19 protein-coding genes are annotated in these 17,924 nt (G+C 51.6%); 11 read left to right on the plus strand and 8 right to left on the minus strand.

Annotation, left to right across the window (positions count from 1 at the left end; all coding sequences use genetic code 11):
• Nucleotides 1-10 precede the first annotated feature (10 nt).
• Nucleotides 11-532 carry a DUF402 domain-containing protein gene (locus KNO92_RS02725; RefSeq protein ID WP_214760037.1) on the plus strand — a complete coding sequence of 174 codons (522 nt, stop codon included), beginning with the start codon at nucleotides 11-13 and terminating at the stop codon, nucleotides 530-532.
• Here the strand turns inward: KNO92_RS02725 and KNO92_RS02730 are convergent.
• From KNO92_RS02730 to KNO92_RS02765, 8 genes are all read right to left on the minus strand, one after another.
• Nucleotides 520-1,020 (minus strand): DUF1572 family protein, encoded by a 501-nt coding sequence (locus KNO92_RS02730; RefSeq protein WP_214760038.1) that lies wholly within the window; start codon nucleotides 1,018-1,020, stop codon nucleotides 520-522. The genes KNO92_RS02725 and KNO92_RS02730 overlap by 13 nt on opposite strands.
• 296 nt (nucleotides 1,021-1,316) lie before the next feature.
• On the minus strand, nucleotides 1,317-1,982 hold the full coding sequence (locus KNO92_RS02735) for a DUF2225 domain-containing protein (RefSeq protein WP_214760040.1): 666 nt from the start codon (nucleotides 1,980-1,982) through the stop codon (nucleotides 1,317-1,319).
• Nucleotides 1,983-1,991: 9 nt separating this feature from the next.
• A complete protein-coding gene (locus tag KNO92_RS02740) occupies nucleotides 1,992-2,435 on the minus strand; it encodes a YaaR family protein (protein WP_214693607.1) in 444 nt (147 codons plus the stop codon).
• Between the two features lie 24 nt (nucleotides 2,436-2,459).
• A complete protein-coding gene (locus tag KNO92_RS02745; RefSeq protein ID WP_214760043.1) occupies nucleotides 2,460-3,362 on the minus strand; it encodes a flagellin N-terminal helical domain-containing protein in 903 nt (300 codons plus the stop codon).
• Nucleotides 3,346-3,726, minus strand: coding sequence for a flagellar export chaperone FliS (locus KNO92_RS02750; protein WP_214760046.1), 381 nt, complete (start codon nucleotides 3,724-3,726; stop codon nucleotides 3,346-3,348). Before KNO92_RS02750 ends, KNO92_RS02745 begins: the two co-directional genes overlap by 17 nt.
• Nucleotides 3,723-4,013, minus strand: a complete 291-nt coding sequence (locus KNO92_RS02755; RefSeq protein WP_214760049.1) for an EscU/YscU/HrcU family type III secretion system export apparatus switch protein — start codon at nucleotides 4,011-4,013, stop codon at nucleotides 3,723-3,725. The genes KNO92_RS02750 and KNO92_RS02755 overlap by 4 nt, the downstream gene beginning before the upstream one ends.
• Before the next feature lie 9 nt (nucleotides 4,014-4,022).
• A complete protein-coding gene (locus KNO92_RS02760; RefSeq protein WP_214760050.1) occupies nucleotides 4,023-5,738 on the minus strand; it encodes a hypothetical protein in 1,716 nt (571 codons plus the stop codon).
• A 74-nt stretch (nucleotides 5,739-5,812) separates the two neighbouring features.
• Nucleotides 5,813-6,307 (minus strand): competence protein ComK, encoded by a 495-nt coding sequence (locus tag KNO92_RS02765; protein WP_214745974.1) that lies wholly within the window; start codon nucleotides 6,305-6,307, stop codon nucleotides 5,813-5,815.
• Nucleotides 6,308-6,579: 272 nt separating this feature from the next.
• On the opposite strand from KNO92_RS02765, the gene cspD reads away from it, so the two are divergent.
• The 10 genes from cspD (at nucleotide 6,580) to KNO92_RS02815 (ending at nucleotide 17,906) form a co-directional block, all read left to right on the plus strand.
• Nucleotides 6,580-6,777 (plus strand): cold-shock protein CspD, encoded by a 198-nt coding sequence (gene cspD, locus KNO92_RS02770; RefSeq protein WP_012726946.1) that lies wholly within the window; start codon nucleotides 6,580-6,582, stop codon nucleotides 6,775-6,777.
• A 303-nt stretch (nucleotides 6,778-7,080) separates the two neighbouring features.
• Nucleotides 7,081-7,644, plus strand: coding sequence for a ribosome hibernation-promoting factor, HPF/YfiA family (gene hpf, locus KNO92_RS02775; protein WP_214687196.1), 564 nt, complete (start codon nucleotides 7,081-7,083; stop codon nucleotides 7,642-7,644).
• 139 nt (nucleotides 7,645-7,783) lie between these two features.
• Complete coding sequence (secA, locus tag KNO92_RS02780; RefSeq protein WP_214760051.1) at nucleotides 7,784-10,306, plus strand: preprotein translocase subunit SecA; 2,523 nt, start codon at nucleotides 7,784-7,786, stop codon at nucleotides 10,304-10,306.
• 55 nt (nucleotides 10,307-10,361) lie between these two features.
• Nucleotides 10,362-11,462: a peptide chain release factor 2 gene (prfB, locus tag KNO92_RS02785; RefSeq protein ID WP_214693596.1), complete on the plus strand. Its 1,101-nt coding sequence runs from the start codon at nucleotides 10,362-10,364 to the stop codon at nucleotides 11,460-11,462.
• 61 nt (nucleotides 11,463-11,523) lie between these two features.
• A complete protein-coding gene (locus KNO92_RS02790) occupies nucleotides 11,524-12,381 on the plus strand; it encodes a YitT family protein (protein WP_214693594.1) in 858 nt (285 codons plus the stop codon).
• Nucleotides 12,382-12,489: 108 nt separating this feature from the next.
• Complete coding sequence (cccB, locus tag KNO92_RS02795; RefSeq protein WP_214760052.1) at nucleotides 12,490-12,822, plus strand: cytochrome c551; 333 nt, start codon at nucleotides 12,490-12,492, stop codon at nucleotides 12,820-12,822.
• 113 nt (nucleotides 12,823-12,935) lie between these two features.
• On the plus strand, nucleotides 12,936-14,540 hold the full coding sequence (locus tag KNO92_RS02800; RefSeq protein WP_214760053.1) for a BCCT family transporter: 1,605 nt from the start codon (nucleotides 12,936-12,938) through the stop codon (nucleotides 14,538-14,540).
• A gap of 432 nt (nucleotides 14,541-14,972) precedes the next feature.
• Nucleotides 14,973-15,659 (plus strand): cell division ATP-binding protein FtsE, encoded by a 687-nt coding sequence (gene ftsE, locus KNO92_RS02805; protein ID WP_214693591.1) that lies wholly within the window; start codon nucleotides 14,973-14,975, stop codon nucleotides 15,657-15,659.
• Complete coding sequence (ftsX, locus tag KNO92_RS02810; RefSeq protein ID WP_214760056.1) at nucleotides 15,649-16,551, plus strand: permease-like cell division protein FtsX; 903 nt, start codon at nucleotides 15,649-15,651, stop codon at nucleotides 16,549-16,551. The genes ftsE and ftsX overlap by 11 nt, the downstream gene beginning before the upstream one ends.
• A 23-nt stretch (nucleotides 16,552-16,574) precedes the next feature.
• Nucleotides 16,575-17,906 (plus strand): murein hydrolase activator EnvC family protein, encoded by a 1,332-nt coding sequence (locus KNO92_RS02815; protein WP_214760059.1) that lies wholly within the window; start codon nucleotides 16,575-16,577, stop codon nucleotides 17,904-17,906.
• Nucleotides 17,907-17,924: the final 18 nt, after the last annotated feature.

The raw sequence follows: 17,924 nt of genomic DNA on the forward strand, positions 1-17,924 counted from the left end.
GAGGTCAGTGATGAAGAACGTCTCTCTACTCAAATATGACCAACAGCTCCATTATGAATGGTCGAGTCATGTCTTGGAAGAAACGGAGGATTACGTATTGTTGTATGCGAGGCCGGGTCGGACGCTCCAACATCATACGCGAAATGCTTGTTATACATACGATTCTTACTCGCTTGAGTGCTTCATGCGGCATGAAGGGTTTACGTTACAGCTTGATTTAGAGCAAGACGGCACGATGCGCGGATACTCCAATATCGGTCTCCCTCCGAAAATTACGGATGAGGAGATTCATTTCGTTGACTTGGATGTCGACCTCATTGCGAGAGAACCAGGAGAATGGCAACTCGTCGATGAAGAGGAATTTGACATCAACCAGGTAAGATACGGTTATCCAGATGCATTGGTTGAACAAGTATGGCACACCGTCGCTGAGGTGAAACGACGAATCGAGCATCAGCAATTTCCGTTTGACGGTTCATTAGAGCGCCGTCTCATTGAACTCGCTCAAAGGGAGACGCCTCATTTCCGCTGATGCGGCAATGGGATCGACAATACGTTCCAATCGTTTCCGGCAAATAACTTCGATAGGTAAACGATCTGTCCGACGTGATAGCCGTAATGCGACACTTGTCGCTCGATCGCATCGATCACGGAGTGGGCTTCTCCGCGAATCATCACATCTTTCCCTAAGTCTTCTGGTGTGAGAGCAGCCAAGACGTCGTCCAAAAGCTGCCAGCGTTCGTCCCACACTTGCATGAGTTCGTCACGGGATTGTTGTTGATCCTCGAACTCGGCGTCGCGATTCCGGTCCGGCTTCTCGCCGTCCGTCGTCAAGAAGTCGGTCCAGCGCGATTTCATATTGTTCGCCATGTGCTGGATGATGAGGGCGAGGGAAAGCGTATCGGGCGCAAGCGCCTTGTGCAGGTCCTCGTCACTCACTTGGACGAGTGCGCGCTCGGCGAGTTGTTTCTGGCTTTTGAACGTGGCGCGTACGGTATCGAGATATTTCGTTTCAAACATGAAAAAACCTCCTCTTTTTCATATGTATTCACTTTCACTATACCCAATATACATCCCAGTCAAAAAAATATAGTAATATTATAAAAGAAACGTTATACTAATCCTATCGTGCAAGACGCCACCGCGTAGTCGGCATGAGGGTGCCTTGTTTTGGTTTTCACGTGAGTCATGTCGCGTGGTCTCTTTTCGGTTTGAAGGTTCACCTATCAATTGTGTCGATTGCGTTTGTCCGAGAGTGGATGAGCGCGATTTTTTTGTATGCAAAAAGTGTGAGACATGAGATCCCACACTTCTGTTTACGCATGTTCCAACCGAAAATCTTCCCAGTGCGTCCGTGCCTGATTCCGGATCCGCTCCGATACTTCCTTACTGCTGAGGAGAATCCCATACCAGCGACGTGCATCTTCGTAATAGTCGAGCGCAGCCGAGAGGTCGGCGATCCGTAGCATAAGTTGATCGTACGGTAATCCAGTTCGAATCGGGTCCGTATACGCCTCTTGCACCTCGTTGTATTTATCGAGCGTCCGCTGCATCCATTCCTTCTCAGACGCCGTATCCCCCATCAATCGGTACATCCAGACGATCCGCATCCCGAGCATGGCGACAACGGAAGGCTTTTGTCCGCTCAACTGGGCCGTCATGACCGCAAACTTATAGAGAAGGATGACGTGCTCGTTCGTCCGGTCACCTTTCAGCACGTCCGGGTTCACTTGTTTGAAATAATGCGTCTCGAGTGCTTCCCGGTTATGTTTTCGCACCTTGTCGAACGAGTCATGGAAGACGAGGTGGCAGTGACCGCAGACGGTCGGCTCATACAAATACGGGTTCGGTCCGTCATACGTCGTATAGCCGTCCTTTTCGACCTCGAGCGGACGGATATGACGTGATAACACACGCTGGGTCTTGCTTTCCTGTAAACAATACGGACATTTGACTTTCTTCAGAAACAAATGTTCTGCCATCTCGACACCTCACACATAGACGTTGACGAGCAATCCGCGAATCTCACCGACCTGGTCGAGGAGGGAGAGGCGAGAGGCTTCCCCTGAGATGACCTGATCCGTCAGCGCAAGGAGTTTCTGGTCGACTTGTTCGACGACCTTGTAAATCTTCGCACGTCCCCGGCGGTTGAATCCGCGCTTGTCCTCGAGGCGGAGTGCCGCGTCAACGGCCTCTTTCATAAAGTCTTTAATCATTTTCTTATAATCGGCGAGCGCCTCGACCGTCTGGCTCTCGGCAAGAAGCTCTCCTTGTTCCTGAATCGCGGCGATTTGGCGATGGAACCGCTCATGTTCGCGGTCTTCACGCTTTTGACCGATGACGTTTTGGAAGGAGACGCCGGGTTCGACTTCGGGGCGTTTCGCCTTACTTGAGCCGAGGAGCGATTGCGTCTCCATGATGCGACGAATGTCCATATGGGCAACCGTCCTTTCTTTAGATTAGTTCAATAATTGTAACACGCCTTGCGGCAATGCGTTCGACTGCGCAATCATCGCCATGCCGGACTGATTCAAGATGTTGAGTCGGGCGAAGTCCATCATTTCACGGGCCATATCGGCATCACGGATTCGTGACTCGGACGCCGTCAAGTTCTCAGAACCGATGGCGACGACGCTGACGTTCGCCTCAAGCCGGTTTTGGATGGCCCCGAGCTTCGAGCGCTCGAGTGACACACGGTTGATGGCTGCATCGAACTTCGCAATCGCTTCTCCAGCTTTGTCTGGCGTCAATACGCTGAGGGAGTAGTAAGAAACCTCTGCTGTCGCTTGATTGTTGTCATGGTCGACGGGAGATAACGCTCCGCCTCCCGCTGTCGTCGTCGTGATGCCGAGTGCGTGCGCCCGCATGTCTTCGACGTTCAAAACGACGGCCTCGTTATTGCCGGCCCCGATTTGGAAGAAGAGCGTGCTCGCGCCCTGCATGTATTCCCCGTTCATGATCTTCTTCGAGTTGAACTCCGTCGTCTCGGCGATTCGTGTCACTTCTTCCGTCAAGGCGTTGATCTCTTCCTGGACGGCTTTCGCATCGTCCTCGCTGAGCGTCCCGTTCGCCGCTTGGACAGACAGTTCACGCATGCGCTGGAGGAGGGAATGCGTCTCGTTCATCCCACCTTCGAGCGTTTGGGTGAGCGAGATGCCGTCGAGCGTGTTGCGCTCAGCCATCGACAGCGAGTCGAGACGCATCCGCATCTTCTCGGAGATGGCGAGTCCTGCCGCGTCATCAGACGCCTTGTTGATGCGGACACCGCTCGAAAGTCGGTCCATCGTCTTCTTCATCGATGCCTGGTTCAACGAGAGTGACGTATAGGCTTTCAACGCTTGGACGTTATTGGTAATTTTCATAGCGGGTTCCTCCAGTCGGGACAGATTGTGTTTTCGCGCGTTCCATCGCCTCGCTCCACGTTTTGTCGAGGTCGCTTGCGAGCGTATGTAGTTCGGCGATCTTTTGTTGGTCCTGGTCGATAATCGCCTCGACACTGGCATTCGCCATATAGAGATAGATTTCATCGAGTTGCGCCGCGATGATGCCGCCGCCGTCATGAAGTCCTTGATGGAGCTTGACCAACAGCTCGCGCGCTTGGCGCAGGTGACGATTTCGTTCGGCAATCGTCGAGCCTTGGGCGCGTTCGTAATGATACGTGAGTGCGTGTAACATCGCCTGTGTCAGTTCTTCAGGCCTCATTTCATATAACTGGGTTGGGTTCATCTTGGTTCTCCTTTAATGGAATCGAGTTCTTCTATCAACAGCAACACTTCCGCCATCACGTCATACAGTTGCGGAGGGATGGCGTCCCCTAAGTCGAGGTCGAGCAGGTGTCCGAGCAAGGAATGATTGTTCTCGACCGCCACCCCTCGGGCACGTGCCTCTTGTAGAATTTTTTCAGCGACGGCTCCCGTTCCACGGGCGACGATGACGGGCGCTTTGTCCGTCGATTCGTCATAGCGGACGACCGCGGCCGTCTTTCGTTTCGTCAAATCCATGCGTTGGTACATCGTGGCCTCCTAAATTCTGAAGTCATAGCCGGTCGTCGGTGTTATCGTAGGCTCATCGACAACGCGTTCGGCTTTCGTGAGCGGTTTGAACTGGGTCGTCACGCTCTTATAGCCGATCGTCTCGAGCGTCTGTTCGATCTTGCCGAGGAGCGGGCGGGCGAGTCGTTCGACCGTCGCATCGTCATGCTCGAGCGTGAGGCGGAGGTTCCGGTCTTTCGCTTCGAGTTTGACACCGATTTCGCCGAGCCGAGGCGTCTCTAAGCGGATATAGAGGACGCTGTTCTCCCAGTCGACGACGTCACCGGCCTCGCGGTTTTGGATATGGACGTGAATCCCGGTGTCGATCTCCTGTACTTTCGCCGGAAGGGCGAAGAGGAGCTGGTGGAGCTGCCCACCATCGAGGCGGTTGAGCGTCTGTTGGACCTGAAGGAATGACGCGAGTCGCTGCGCTTCGGGGTTCGTCGTGTCACTTCGCACCGATAGAGCGGAAGTCGGCATGTTGTTCGCCTGTGCGAGCTGCGACTGTGCCTGGACGCGTTGTGTCACTTCCTGGACGTGTCGACCGGATAGTGTCGCGTCAAGTTTCAGCGGCGTGACGTTCGGGATCTCCCCTGCGCGCATCGCGCCATGTGGGATATATTCGATCCGTGCCTGGTTCGGAGCGTAACGGAAGTCGTTCAACGTCGCTCGGACGTCTTTGACGAGTGCCGCGCTCTCTTGTGGCTTTGTCGAGAGTAGCGACAAGGCGAGGTCGAGCTTCGCGGTCATGGCGACGAGTTGTTTTTCCTGCGTCACATCTGTGTGAAGGAGCGCATCCGTCTTTTGAACGAGTTGGGTCAAGCGGGTCGAGACGGTCTCAAGCGCGGGACGTGCCACATGAGGATTCGTTTCGATGAGTGCGGCGACCTGTCCGAGTTGTTTTGTCACCGTCGCCTGTTCGTTTCGGAACGTGTTCGTCACGTTCGCGAGATGGCTCGTCACTTCCTTGACCATCACTTGTCGTCCGTTCACTGGAGGTAGCGGCAACGGTTCGGTGCGCTCCATCTTCGGTGGGGCAGGGAAGTCACGGATGACCCGGTCGATCGTCTCAGGCGTCGGTGTCACCCGCTCGCTCACGGGACGTGACAAGTTGACGAGTTCGACGTAGCGCTCTTTTTGAGGATACGGGGCGTCTGGTGATGGTGGTGTGAGGAGTTGTCTCGCCTCATTTAAAGAAAGGACGGCGATCTCTCGTGCGATCTCACGCGGGACGACCTGAGTGTCGAGCGTCCTTAGATGAAGGATGACGTCGCGCATGTCTCCTTTAAAAGCTGTCTCGAGGAGGCGTACCGTGTCCTCGTTCATCGGCAAACGCCCGGACTGGAGCAGACGGCTGACGGCGCTTCGGACTTCGGGTGGAAGGGAAGCGAGAAGCGTCTGGATCTTCGTGTCGAGCTTTGACGATGCAGGTGGTGCGGGTTCAAGCGTCTCTTCCTTTTGTGGAACGACGGTCGCGAGCAAGACGCCGTCCTGTTCGGCAAGCGTCACGTGGAACGGGTTCGTCTTCGGAAGCCCGTCTTTGAATGTGACCTCGACTTCTTCGCCGTTGATCTTGACGATCGCGGAGTCGGGGCCTGTCTGTTTGACGAGTTCGGCCTTATAGGTCCGATTCGTCTGGATGCCTGGTAAGACCGAACTGACGGCGGTCGCTTGGGCTTGAATTTGCATGTTTGTCACCTCGACCATAATATCGACCTCTTTTTCAAAAAATGAAGCGAAACAAACGAAAAAAACCTTCCGTCTTTTCGACGGAAGGCGTGTCATGATTCAAGCGCTGGGCTCGCATTTAATTGTTGGAACCGGGCGACGAGTTCTCCTGTCGCTTTCAGTTGGTTCCGAAGGACGTACGGTGTCGCGTTCGTCTGGATTTGATGTCCATCTTTTGTGAGGACGAGGCCGTTCGGCTCCTCCTCGATGTTCAGTATGTCTCGAATATGGGACCAGGCATACCATTCACAATCGTCTCGCTTCGGAGACTTCGTCGGGAAGAAGACGAGTCCGGTTGTCGGTTCGATCACGACAGGGACTTTCCCTTTTACGCCGGCGACGCGTTTGGCGATGAAGATTCTTTCCTCGATCGAGCTGTTGTACTGGCGGCAAGAAAGTTGCAACAACTGGTACGGCCGGAGCGGGGTTGAAATCTCGGTGCCATCCTCGAGAATGATCCGTGACTGCTTCATAATATCAAAGCAAGGGAGAATCGCCACGGTTCGCTTTGTGATGCGATATTTTTCCTCAGAATAGTAGGAGCGCATACGCTGCACCATCCTCCTCGTATTAGATTTTCAGGATCGGCTAAATGACAAACGGCACAAACCTAAATCATCCCTTCAATGATATATCACAAAAAATGTAAATTCAACAAGACAATATGAAAAGTAGGGAAATAGAATTCCAATGAAAGCCAAATGACGAAACGTTTACAAATATTTGAGAAAGTGTTTGTCACGCTTACAAGAAGGTGGTAAGATTAGCCGTAGAGGACAACCCTCTGTATTCTCCAATGGTGAAAGGAATGGATTTACACATGGTAGGTAAAGTAAAATGGTTTAACTCAGAAAAAGGTTTTGGATTCATCGAAGTAGAAGGCGGCAAAGACGTGTTCGTACACTTCTCAGCAATCCAATCTGAAGGCTACAAATCACTTGACGAAGGTCAAGACGTAGAGTTTGAAATCGTTGATGGCGAGCGTGGCCCACAAGCGGCTAACGTTGTAAAATTATAATTTCAAACCGTGAAGCCGGCTCCCTCGGGAGTCGGCTTTTTATTTTGTCTGCATAATGAAAAAAGGCGTTTAAAAATGGGTGGAATGGGTATTTTCTTTCTATACCTTTCGCTCGTTGTAGGAAATGTTGAATTCGGAACAAAATTGTCATTATTTTCTGATGATAACGTTTTCAAACATAGCGATTTCGGGGTATAATATTAGTGAGCCACCTGGTTCCACTTTCTTTTAGGAATGAAGCAGGAGATTCCGTCACGTTCGACGAATCATTGGTTCAAGCGGTTATTTTAAGGAGGAGTTCAGATGATTTATAACATTCGCGGCGAAAACATTGAGGTCACACCAGCAATCAAAGACTATGTCGAGAAAAAGCTGGAGAAGTTGACTCGGTATTTCACAACTCCTACGGATGCACAGACGGCTTACGTCAACTTAAAAGTGTATAACGAGAAACAAAAAGTGGAAGTGACGATCCCGATGCCGAACTTGTTGCTCCGTGCCGAGGACATCAACCTCGACATGTACGCGGCAATCGACCTCGTCGTCGATAAATTGGAGCGTCAAATCCGTAAACACAAAACGAAACTCAACCGTAAAGGACGCGGGAAAGAAGGTGGCGTCGGCGAGTACTTCAAGTCCCTCGAAGGACCTGATGATGCACCGGCCGTCTACGATGAGGACGAGGCAGAACTCGAACTCGTACGGACGAAACGCTTCACATTGAAACCGATGGACACGGAAGAGGCGATTCTTCAAATGGACATGCTCGGTCACAGCTTCTTCGTCTTCTCTGACGCGGAAACGGGCAACACGAACGTCGTCTACCGTCGTAAAGATGGGAAGTATGGCTTGATCGAACCAGAATAATATACTTGACCTTACACGACCCTCCGGCTTCGGGGGGTCGTTTCGTTTTGCCTTTCCTTGAAAGGTGGCACCACTTCGGTTAAACTGTACATTAGGGAAAAAACATGCATTTTTTAGTGAGTGCAGAGGAGATATGAGTATGGCGAACTTTTTGAAAGAGTTATTTGCTCCACAGAAACGAGTATTGAAAAAAGCAGAGAAAGCGGCCGACTTGATCGAGTCGTTCGCCGAACCAATCAAAGCATTGTCAGACGAACAGCTTCAAGCGAAGACGGAAGAGTTCCGTGCACGCCTAGAGAAAGGCGAGACGCTCGACGATATCTTGCCAGAGGCGTTCGCGGTCTGTCGTGAGGCATCAGAGCGTGTGCTCGGCATGCGTCACTATCGTGTCCAGCTCATCGGGGGTTACGTGCTCCACAACGGTGACATCGCCGAGATGAAAACCGGTGAAGGGAAGACGCTCGTTGCGACACTTCCGGTCTACTTGAACGCGCTCACGGGCCGTGGCGTACACGTCGTAACGGTCAACGAATACTTGGCGAAGCGAGATAAAGAACTCATGGAGCCGCTCTATTTCGCACTCGGTCTCTCGGTCGGCCTTAACGTGTCGAACATGGACCGTGTCGAGAAACAGGCGGCCTACAACTGTGATATCACGTACTCGACGAACAACGAGCTCGGATTCGACTACCTCCGTGACAACATGGTCCTTTATAAGGAAGACCGTGTGCAACGCGAGCTCTACTATACGATCGTCGATGAAGTCGACTCAATCCTCGTCGATGAGGCGCGTACCCCGCTCATCATCTCAGGATCGGCTCAAAAATCGACGGAACTCTATACGCGTGCCGATGCATTCGTCCGTACGTTAAAAGAGGAAGATGATTACACGGTCGACGTGAAGACGAAATCGGTCCTCTTGACGGACCAAGGGGTCGACCTCGCCGAGAAGTTCTTCGGCATCGACAACCTGTTCGCGATCGAGCACGTCGCGGTCAACCACCACGTCGGACTCGCCCTTCGTGCGAACGCGGTCATGCATCACGACATCGACTATATGGTGCGTGACGGACAAGTCATGATCATCGACCAGTTCACCGGTCGTGTCATGGACGGACGTCGCTACTCGGAAGGTCTTCATCAGGCGATCGAAGCGAAAGAAGGTGTCGAGATTCAACGTGAATCGATGACGCTCGCGACGATCACGTATCAGAACTACTTCCGTATGTACGAGAAGCTTGCCGGGATGACCGGTACGGCGAAGACAGAGGAAGAAGAGTTCCGTAACATCTACAACATGCAAGTCGTGACGATTCCGACGAACAAACCGATCCTTCGTGAGGACCGCTCAGACCTCATCTTCAAGTCGATGGAAGGGAAGTTCAAAGCCGTCGTCGAGGAGATCGCGACGGTCCACGCGACTGGTCAACCGATCCTCGTCGGTACAGTCGCCGTCGAGACGTCTGAATACTTGAGCAAGCTCTTGACGAAGAAGAAGATTCGTCACGACGTCTTGAACGCGAAGAACCACGCGCGTGAGGCGGAAATCATCGAGAACGCCGGTCAAAAAGGCTCGGTCACGATCGCGACGAACATGGCCGGTCGTGGTACCGACATCAAGCTCGGCGAAGGTGTCATCGACCTCGGTGGTCTCTATATCATCGGGACAGAGCGTCACGAGTCACGCCGGATCGATAACCAGCTCCGTGGTCGTTCAGGTCGTCAAGGGGACCCGGGTAAATCCCAGTTCTACTTGTCACTCGAAGATGAGCTCATGCGTCGCTTCGGAACGGACAGCCTCCAGAACATGATGGAGCGCCTCGGGATGGACGACACGCAACCGATCGAGAGCCGCATGGTCTCGAAAGCCGTCGAATCGGCTCAAAAACGCGTCGAAGGAAATAACTACGATGCGCGTAAACAGCTTCTCGGTTACGATAACGTCATGGCCGACCAACGGAAGGTCATGTATAAAGACCGCTCGAGCATCCTCGAGAACGAGTCGGTCACAGACATCGTCCGTTCGATGATGGCACAGACGGTCGAACTCGGTGTCGGTCAATATACGCCGATCGAACTCGTGCCAGAAGAGTGGAACATCGACGAGCTCGCGCACTGGGCGAACCAGACGCTCGCGCTCGAGCGTACGGTCGAAGGCAAAGACTTCTTCGGCAAAGAACGCGAAGAGATCATCGAACTCCTCATGGAGCGCGTGAACGAGCAGTACGAGGCGAAACGTCAACTCGCACCGCCTGAGCGCTTCAACGAGTTCGAGAAGATCATCGTGCTCCGTGCCGTCGACTCGCACTGGATGTCTCACATCGACCATATGGATCAGTTGCGTCAAGGGATTCATCTCCGTGCATACGGACAGAACGACCCGCTCCGCGAGTATCAGGCGGAAGGGATCAACATGTTCGATGCGATGAACGCAGCCATCTCAGAAGAAGTGACAGGCTTCGTGCTCCGTGCCGAAGTCGGGGACAACCTCCGACGCGAGAAAGTCGTCGAAGAAGAAGTCGCCGTCTCAGGCAAGGAAGACGCACCGGTCAAGAAGAAACCGGTCCGTCGTTCGAAAGAAGACAGCATCGGCCGGAACGATCCGTGCTGGTGTGGGTCTGGTAAGAAGTTCAAGAACTGTCATGGTAGACAACAGGCTTAATTATTGAAGAGGCGGGTCCGCTCGCCTCTTTCCTACGGAAAGGTGAATCAACACTATGGAAATTTCAGATATTCGGAACGAACTTGAGGCGATGGCGAAGCGCCTCGAGAACTACAGAGCTTCGCTCAACTTAACGGAGAAGGAAGCGCGCATCGCCGAGCTCGAGAACGAGATGACGTACCCTGACTTTTGGGACAACCAAGAGAAAGCACAAAAAGTCATCGACGAGTCGAACGGCCTCAAGGCGATGGTCGACAAGTATCAAGACCTCGCGACACAACATGAGGACGGCGAAGTGACGCTCGAACTCATCAAAGAAGAGCCGGATGCCGAGATGCAAGAAGAGCTCGCGGAGACGATTCAATCGCTCAAGAAAGAGTTCGATGATTTCGAGCTCGAGATCCTCTTGAACGGACCGTACGATGCGAACAACGCGATCTTGGAATTACACCCGGGTGCGGGCGGTACCGAGTCACAGGACTGGGCATCGATGCTTCTTCGGATGTATCAGCGCTTCGCAGACAAGCAAGGCTGGAAAGTCGAGACGGTCGACTACCTTCCTGGTGAAGAAGCGGGCGTCAAGTCGGTCACGCTCCGCATCGTCGGGCACAACGCGTACGGCTACTTGAAGGCGGAGAAAGGGATTCACCGTTTGGTCCGCATCTCGCCGTTCGACTCCTCAGGCCGTCGTCACACGTCGTTCGTGTCATGTGATGTCATGCCAGAATTCGATGACGACATCGAAATCGAAGTACGGACAGAAGACCTCCGCATCGACACGTACCGCGCGTCAGGTGCCGGCGGACAGCACATCAACACGACAGACTCTGCCGTCCGGATCACGCACGTGCCGACAGGCGTTGTCGTCTCTTGTCAGACAGAACGTTCACAGATCAAGAACCGTGAGTCGGCGATGAAGATGTTGAAAGCGAAATTGTACCAACGCGAACTCGACGAGCAACAACGTAAGCTCGACGAGATCCGTGGGGAGAAAACGGACATCGGTTGGGGTAGCCAAATCCGTTCATACGTCTTCCACCCGTATTCGATGGTCAAAGACCACCGTACGAACCACGAGGTCGGAAACACAAGTGGTGTCATGGATGGCGACGTCATGCCGTTCATCGATGCTTACCTTCGTAAAACAAATATGTGATGCATGTGGCTCAAAGACTCCCGTCTTTGGGCCACGTTGTCTGTAAAGGAGAATTTCTTTAATGAAGCAAATCGTCAAAGACTATCTATATTTGTTGACGGGCTCGGTGTTCGTCGCCTCGGCCTTCAGCTTGTTCCTGTTGCCGAACAACCTCGCGTCGGGCGGGGTGAGCGGAATCTCGGTCATCACGTATGAACTGTTCGGCATCTCGCCGGGGGCGTTCCAGCTCGTGGCGAACGTGTTGCTACTGATCATCGGATGGGCCATCCTTGGTCTCGGTTTCGGCGTGAAGTCGCTCGTCGGCTCCATCTTTTTACCGGGTGTCATCCTCTTCTATGAGGCGATCGATGCGGGAGCTGCCGTGAACGATACGTTACTCGCCGCCATCTTTGGTGGAGTCGGTGTCGGTGTCGGCCTCGGACTCATCTTCCGAGGACGTGCCTCGACAGGCGGAATGGACTTGATCGCACAGATCTTACATAAGTTCACGCACATCCCGCTCTATCTCTGTATCGCCATCCTCGATGGCATGGTCGTCTTGACCGCTGCTGTCACGTTCTCGTTCTCGACCGGGCTCTATGCACTTATCGCGTTATTCATCACGGTCAAGATGATCGACTTCGTCCAGCTCGGGTTCACGCAGGACAAGATGGCGTATGTCATCTCGGAGAAGCGGGACTTCATCGTCCGAGCCGTCTTTGAGGAGCTCGACCGTGGCGCGACGGAGATTCAGGCGATCGGGGCGTATTCTCGTCTCGACCGTCCGATGCTCATGATCGTCGTCCGTCAGAGCGAGGTGAGCCGTCTGAAAGAGATCATCCGTCGGATCGACCCGGAGGCGTTCCTCGTCTTCAGCGAGGCGCACGAGGTGCTCGGACAAGGGTTCACGTCGGATAAACGCTATATCAACGTTCCGTAAGTTGTGGAATCTTTGTGTACTTTTCGTGAGATTAGGTTAGAAAGTACACGTGAACGGCTATAATGGTAAATGTAGGTCATTTCTACAACTTAGGAGGGGAACGTGGTTATGAAAAAATGGATGATGGCCATCGGCCTCGGCGCCATGCTGACACTCGGCGCATGTGGCGGCGAAGAAGAGGACACGTCGAGCAACGGGGATTCGGGCTCGAACACGGCATCGGTTGACGCGGAAGCGGTGTACGCACAAAACTGTGCGGCATGTCACGGTGCGAACCTTGAAGGAATGAGTGGTCCGTCACTCGAGCAAGTCGGTGCTCGTTTGTCGGCAGAAGAGATTGAAAACGTGATTCGTAACGGTCAGGGCGCAATGCCTGCGAACGTCATCGAAGACGATGAAGAGATTATGGCAGTTGCCGCTTGGCTCGCTGAGAAAAAATAACAATCAAACCACAGAGGTCGCTTGGCGACCCTGTGGTTTTTTGATTAATTGTTGCAATTTTCTGTATTATTGTTATGGTTATTAAGAGATTATAGAAATGGAGTGATATCATTTTGAGGGCGAAATTAATCGACTGGCCAACATTTATCGGCTCAGTTATCTTGCTGTTGGCGGTAACGTTACCTTTAATTTTCTTTCCTGAAACAGGTAAGGCTTTAGTGGGAATGGCAAATGAGTATATGACATCAAACTTTGGGATTTTGTACTTAGCGCTTGGACTTGGCGCATTCGGATTTTTGATCTACGTTGCTTTCAGTAAGAATGGCCACATCAAGTTGGGCGACGAAGATGAGGAACCTGAATTTAGTAACTTTTCATGGGCGGCAATGTTGTTCGCTGCAGGAATCGGATCAAGTATCCTTTACTGGTCTGTCATCGAATGGGTGTACTATTATGAAGGACCACCGTTTGGTCTGACACCTGAATCAACAGAAGCCATTCAATGGTCGACGGCTTATGGAATGTTCCATTGGGGACCGATTGCGTGGGCGATCTATGCCCTGCCAGCGCTCCCAATCGCGTATTTCTATTATGTACGACGCGTATCCGTGTTGAAAGTCAGTGAGGCGGTTCGTCCGATTCTTGGAAGTCGTTCGGACGGTCCACTCGGAAAAATAATAGATATCTTATTCATCTTTGGACTACTCGGAGGAGCAGGGACAACACTTGCACTTGGGACACCGATGATTGCCGAAGGAATCAGTGAATTGACAGGCATTCCTGTATCACTTGGGATGAAGGCAGTCATTATGCTAGTTTGTACTGTTATTTTTGCGCTCAGTTCATATGCGGGATTAAACAAAGGAATTAAATTACTGAGCGATTTGAACATTTGGCTTGCATTAGGAATTCTCACATTTGTTTTTGTGTTTGGACCAACACGCTTCATCTTAGAAACAACATTTAATGGTGTGGGTATTGTGATGGATAACTTCTTCCGAATGGCGACATGGATGGAACCATTCGGTGATTTCGGTGGATTCACTTCAACCGGATTCCCTGAGTCATGGACTGTGTTCTATTGGGCATGGTGGCTCGTTTATGCACCGTTCGTCGGATTATTTGTAGCCCGTATCTCACGTGGACGAACAATTCGCGGGATGATTATCGGAACAATGGTTTATGGAACGTTCGGTTGTGTACTGTTTTTCGGAGTCCTTGGAAATTATGGACTATATCTTCACTTGAGTGGAACGTTTGATGTCATTTCGTATATGGCTACTTATGGACCAGCTCCGACCATCATTGCGATCATTAGTCAATTGCCATTTGGAAGTGCAGTAGTTGCGGTCTTTACTGTCCTTGCCATTATCTTCTTGGCAACGACGTTTGATTCTTCTTCATATATTTTGGCATCTGTCACACAAAAACATGTGGAAGATGAACCACTTGTATGGAATCGTTTGTTTTGGGCATTCGCTTTATCAATTATGCCGCTCACTCTTATGTTCCTTGGAGGACTTGAAACTTTACAGACAGCAAGTATTGTTGGTGGGTTCCCCTTAATTTTCATCATGATTCTACTTGGATGGTCGTTTATGCGAGTCTCAAGTAAAGATATTCGCGCTCAAGATGAATATGAGTCACCAACCATCCATATTCAATATCGAAAGAAAAAACGCACCCCATTCGATGTATTAAAAGACAAAGCAGATTAATATCGACTGGAACCTGATTTTCTCAAGGTACCTTAAATGAAAGACGGAGCTGAATTGCAAAAACGCAATCAGCTTCGTTTTTTGTTCTGTATAGACTCCTATACGATGTTCGATTCGTTACTATTCAATAGAATTTCATAATGAAGAGAAAGGGGGTGAAATAGAGTTTCATGGCGTGATTTTCCCACTGAAATCAATCGAACTGAAACAATCCTGTAATGGTCTTTTAAAAGTTGGATTGATATAATTGTAGTCGCTTCAACTATGCCCTAGATGATTTTTTGACCAGGAGAACACGAAAAAAGGACACCTTGACAGAGGGGATTGTTTCCTGTAAAAAAGACTCTAGGCGAAATATACAGTAACTAAAACAATTGATTCAACTTCGTCATAGATGCATAAAAATATTTTAAAAAGGGTAGGGAATACGTTATGATCTCGATGCAAAAAGTCAGTAAAGTATATCCAAACGGCGTTGTAGCCATGGATGACCTCGATCTAGAGATTCGCGACGGCGAGTTCCTTTATGTGGTCGGGCCTTCCGGTGCCGGAAAGTCGACCTTCATGAAGATGATTTATCGTGAGGAGAAACCGACGGCCGGTCAATTGTTGATTGACGGGCTTGATGTCGGAAAATTGAAAGACCGGCACGTACCGAAGCTGCGCCGCCAACTCGGCGTCATCTTCCAAGACTTCAAGTTGCTTCCGACACTCACTGTCTATGAGAACGTTGCGTTCGCATTAGAAGTCGTCGGGGCAGACGCGACGTCGATTCGTAAACAAGTCATGGATGTGTTGAACCTTGTCGGATTGAAAAACAAGGCACGCAACTATCCAGATGAACTCTCAGGTGGAGAGCAGCAACGTGTCTCAATCGCACGGGCGATTGTGAATAAACCAAAACTCATCATCGCCGATGAGCCGACAGGGAACTTGGACCCGGAAACGGCATGGGGCATTATGGAAGTGTTTGAAGAAATTCACCGCCGCGGGGCGACAATCGTCATGGCGACGCACAACCGTGACATCGTCGATAAGATTCGTCACCGCGTCATCGCGATTGAGAATGGGAAAGTAGTTCGCGATGAAGAGAAAGGAGCATATGGCTATGATGTTTAAGACTGGATTGCGCCATTTGCGTGAAGGGTTCAAAGGAACACTTCGTAATGGATGGATGTCGTTCGCGGCAATCAGTGCAGTGACAATCACCTTGTTGCTTGTCGGTGTCTTCGCACTCGTCATGTTCAACGTCAATGAGATCTCGGACAACGTCGAGAACGATGTCGAGATTCAAGTGTTCATCACCCGGACAGCGGATGAGAACTCGGTAGAGAAACTCGGACAGAACATTGAACAGGTGCCGGGCGTCTCGACGGTCACGTTCAGCTCGAAAGAGGATGAGCTTCAGAAGTTCCAGACCCAACTCGGGGACGATGCGGCAGCATACGGAACGGTTGAGAAAGACAACCCTCTCCATGCCCGTTATATCGTCAAAGCGCAAGACCCGACAGAACTAGAGGAAGTGGCCAAGTCGGTCGGTTCACTCGAAAATGTCGACGATGTGAAGTACGGAAAAGACTACATCGACAAAATGTTTGCTTTCTTCAACGGGATTCGCATCGGTGGACTCGCGTTGATCGTCGGATTGACATTGATGGCGATGTTCTTGATCTCGAACACGATCAAGATGACCATCTTCTCACGTCGTCGTGAGATTGAAATCATGCGACTCGTCGGAGCGAAGAACAGCTTTATCCGCTGGCCGTTCTTTATCGAAGGACTGCTTCTCGGTATGCTTGGTGCTCTCGTCCCGATTCTCGTCATTTATTTCGGATATGACGTCGCATATAGTGCTTTACAACCATCGCTTGATCAATTGAATAGTGATATATTTAAGTTGATTGATCCATCGACGCTCACGGTACAAGTATCGCTCGTCTTACTTGCACTCGGTGCGTTCATCGGGATCTGGGGATCGACGACATCGCTCGGTCGCTTCTTGAAAATCTAACTTAAATAAGGAGGAGTTGGCGGATGAAACGTTCGCTTGCGCTAGGGTTGTGTGTATCATTACTTGCCATGCCGGTCATGGCGACAGAGAAAGACACGTTAAAAGCTCGACAAGACCGACTGTCCAATGAATTGGAGGAGTCGAAAAAAGCGCAGGCCGAGACGGATGCCGAGCTCGAGGTCACCGAGGCAGAACGGGATGCCGTGCAGACGGAAATTCTCGTCGTCGATGACCGCTTGAATGATTTGAGTGAACAAATCGCGATTCAACAGCACGAGGTCGATACGGCCCGTGAAGAGCTTGAGGCGACCCGCCAACAACTTTCCGTTCAAAAAGAATACTTGGAAAGTCAGAAGGAACTGTTAAACGAGCGCCTTCGCGTCTTACAAGTGCATGAAGATTCTTCTTATTTACAAGTCATTTTTGAGTCTCGTTCCTTCGGCGATTTCGTGACCCGGGTCATGACGGCCCGCACAATCGCTGAGCAGGACCGGGAGCTCATACATAATTATATGAGTGAGATGGAACGTCTCGAGTCGTTAGAGACGACACAGCGTACCCAGCTCTCTTTCATCAAACAAAAAGAGCGTGAGCTCGTCATCACGAAACAAGACCTTGACCGGACGGCCGAGAAGAAACGTGACTTGTTGGTCGAACTGAACGAACAAGTCGAGCAGCTCGAACTCGAAAAAATGACGCGCAGCGAAGAACAAGCCGTCATGGCCGAACAGAACCGGATCATCAGTGAACAGCTTGAGGCGATCGCGACTGCTGAACGAGAAGCCGCTGAAGCGGCAGAACGTGCGAAGCGGGAAGCCGAGGCACGTGCAGCTGAAGAAAGGGCACGCGCCGAAAGAGAGGCGCGGGAAGCGGAGACGGAGGTCGCGGCACCTGAAGTGACGCCACCGCCTGTTGAAACACCGACGAACGTGTCCACTTCGACTGGATTCGTCCGTCCCGTTTCTGGTTACGTCTCGAGCCCGTTCGGACCGCGGAACAATCCGTTGACAGGTGTCCCTGAGATTCATAAGGGGATTGACCTCGTTAACGCCCAAGGAACACCGATCGTCGCGAGCGCATCGGGTGTCGTCATCAAGGCGGCGCCGGCGACCGGATATGGGAACGTTGTCTTCGTCTCCCACGTCATGAACGGAGAAATTTGGACGACGGTATACGCCCATCTAAACGCGATCACGGTCGGTGCTGGTCAACAAGTCGCAGCAGGGCAGACGGTCGGGACGCTCGGCAACACCGGCTGGTCGACTGGACCGCATCTCCATTTTGAGCTACATCGAGGAAAATGGGCACCGGGACAACCGAATGCGATTGACCCAGCCCCGTATATTGGATACTGACTAAAGCGGACGCGTCCC

Source organism: Exiguobacterium sp. s129 (assembly GCF_018617585.1).
Classification (GTDB): Bacteria; Bacillota; Bacilli; order Exiguobacteriales; family Exiguobacteriaceae; genus Exiguobacterium; species Exiguobacterium aestuarii_A.

Excerpts from the sequence above, each read along its gene's own strand:
- KNO92_RS02730 (WP_214760038.1), bottom strand. The coding sequence starts at position 1,020 with ATGTTTGAAACGAAATATCTCGATACCGTACGCGCCACGTTCAAAAGC.
- KNO92_RS02750 (WP_214760046.1), bottom strand. The coding sequence starts at position 3,726 with ATGAACCCAACCCAGTTATATGAAATGAGGCCTGAAGAACTGACACAG.
- ftsX (WP_214760056.1), top strand. The coding sequence starts at position 15,649 with ATGATGTTTAAGACTGGATTGCGCCATTTGCGTGAAGGGTTCAAAGGA.
- cspD (WP_012726946.1), top strand. The coding sequence starts at position 6,580 with ATGGTAGGTAAAGTAAAATGGTTTAACTCAGAAAAAGGTTTTGGATTC.
- hpf (WP_214687196.1), top strand. The coding sequence starts at position 7,081 with ATGATTTATAACATTCGCGGCGAAAACATTGAGGTCACACCAGCAATC.
- KNO92_RS02735 (WP_214760040.1), bottom strand. The coding sequence starts at position 1,982 with ATGGCAGAACATTTGTTTCTGAAGAAAGTCAAATGTCCGTATTGTTTA.
- cccB (WP_214760052.1), top strand. The coding sequence starts at position 12,490 with ATGAAAAAATGGATGATGGCCATCGGCCTCGGCGCCATGCTGACACTC.
- secA (WP_214760051.1), top strand. The coding sequence starts at position 7,784 with ATGGCGAACTTTTTGAAAGAGTTATTTGCTCCACAGAAACGAGTATTG.
- prfB (WP_214693596.1), top strand. The coding sequence starts at position 10,362 with ATGGAAATTTCAGATATTCGGAACGAACTTGAGGCGATGGCGAAGCGC.
- KNO92_RS02790 (WP_214693594.1), top strand. The coding sequence starts at position 11,524 with ATGAAGCAAATCGTCAAAGACTATCTATATTTGTTGACGGGCTCGGTG.
- KNO92_RS02765 (WP_214745974.1), bottom strand. The coding sequence starts at position 6,307 with ATGCGCTCCTACTATTCTGAGGAAAAATATCGCATCACAAAGCGAACC.
- ftsE (WP_214693591.1), top strand. The coding sequence starts at position 14,973 with ATGATCTCGATGCAAAAAGTCAGTAAAGTATATCCAAACGGCGTTGTA.
- KNO92_RS02815 (WP_214760059.1), top strand. The coding sequence starts at position 16,575 with ATGAAACGTTCGCTTGCGCTAGGGTTGTGTGTATCATTACTTGCCATG.
- KNO92_RS02755 (WP_214760049.1), bottom strand. The coding sequence starts at position 4,013 with ATGTACCAACGCATGGATTTGACGAAACGAAAGACGGCCGCGGTCGTC.
- KNO92_RS02725 (WP_214760037.1), top strand. The coding sequence starts at position 11 with ATGAAGAACGTCTCTCTACTCAAATATGACCAACAGCTCCATTATGAA.
- KNO92_RS02740 (WP_214693607.1), bottom strand. The coding sequence starts at position 2,435 with ATGGACATTCGTCGCATCATGGAGACGCAATCGCTCCTCGGCTCAAGT.
- KNO92_RS02745 (WP_214760043.1), bottom strand. The coding sequence starts at position 3,362 with ATGAAAATTACCAATAACGTCCAAGCGTTGAAAGCCTATACGTCACTC.
- KNO92_RS02760 (WP_214760050.1), bottom strand. The coding sequence starts at position 5,738 with ATGGTCGAGGTGACAAACATGCAAATTCAAGCCCAAGCGACCGCCGTC.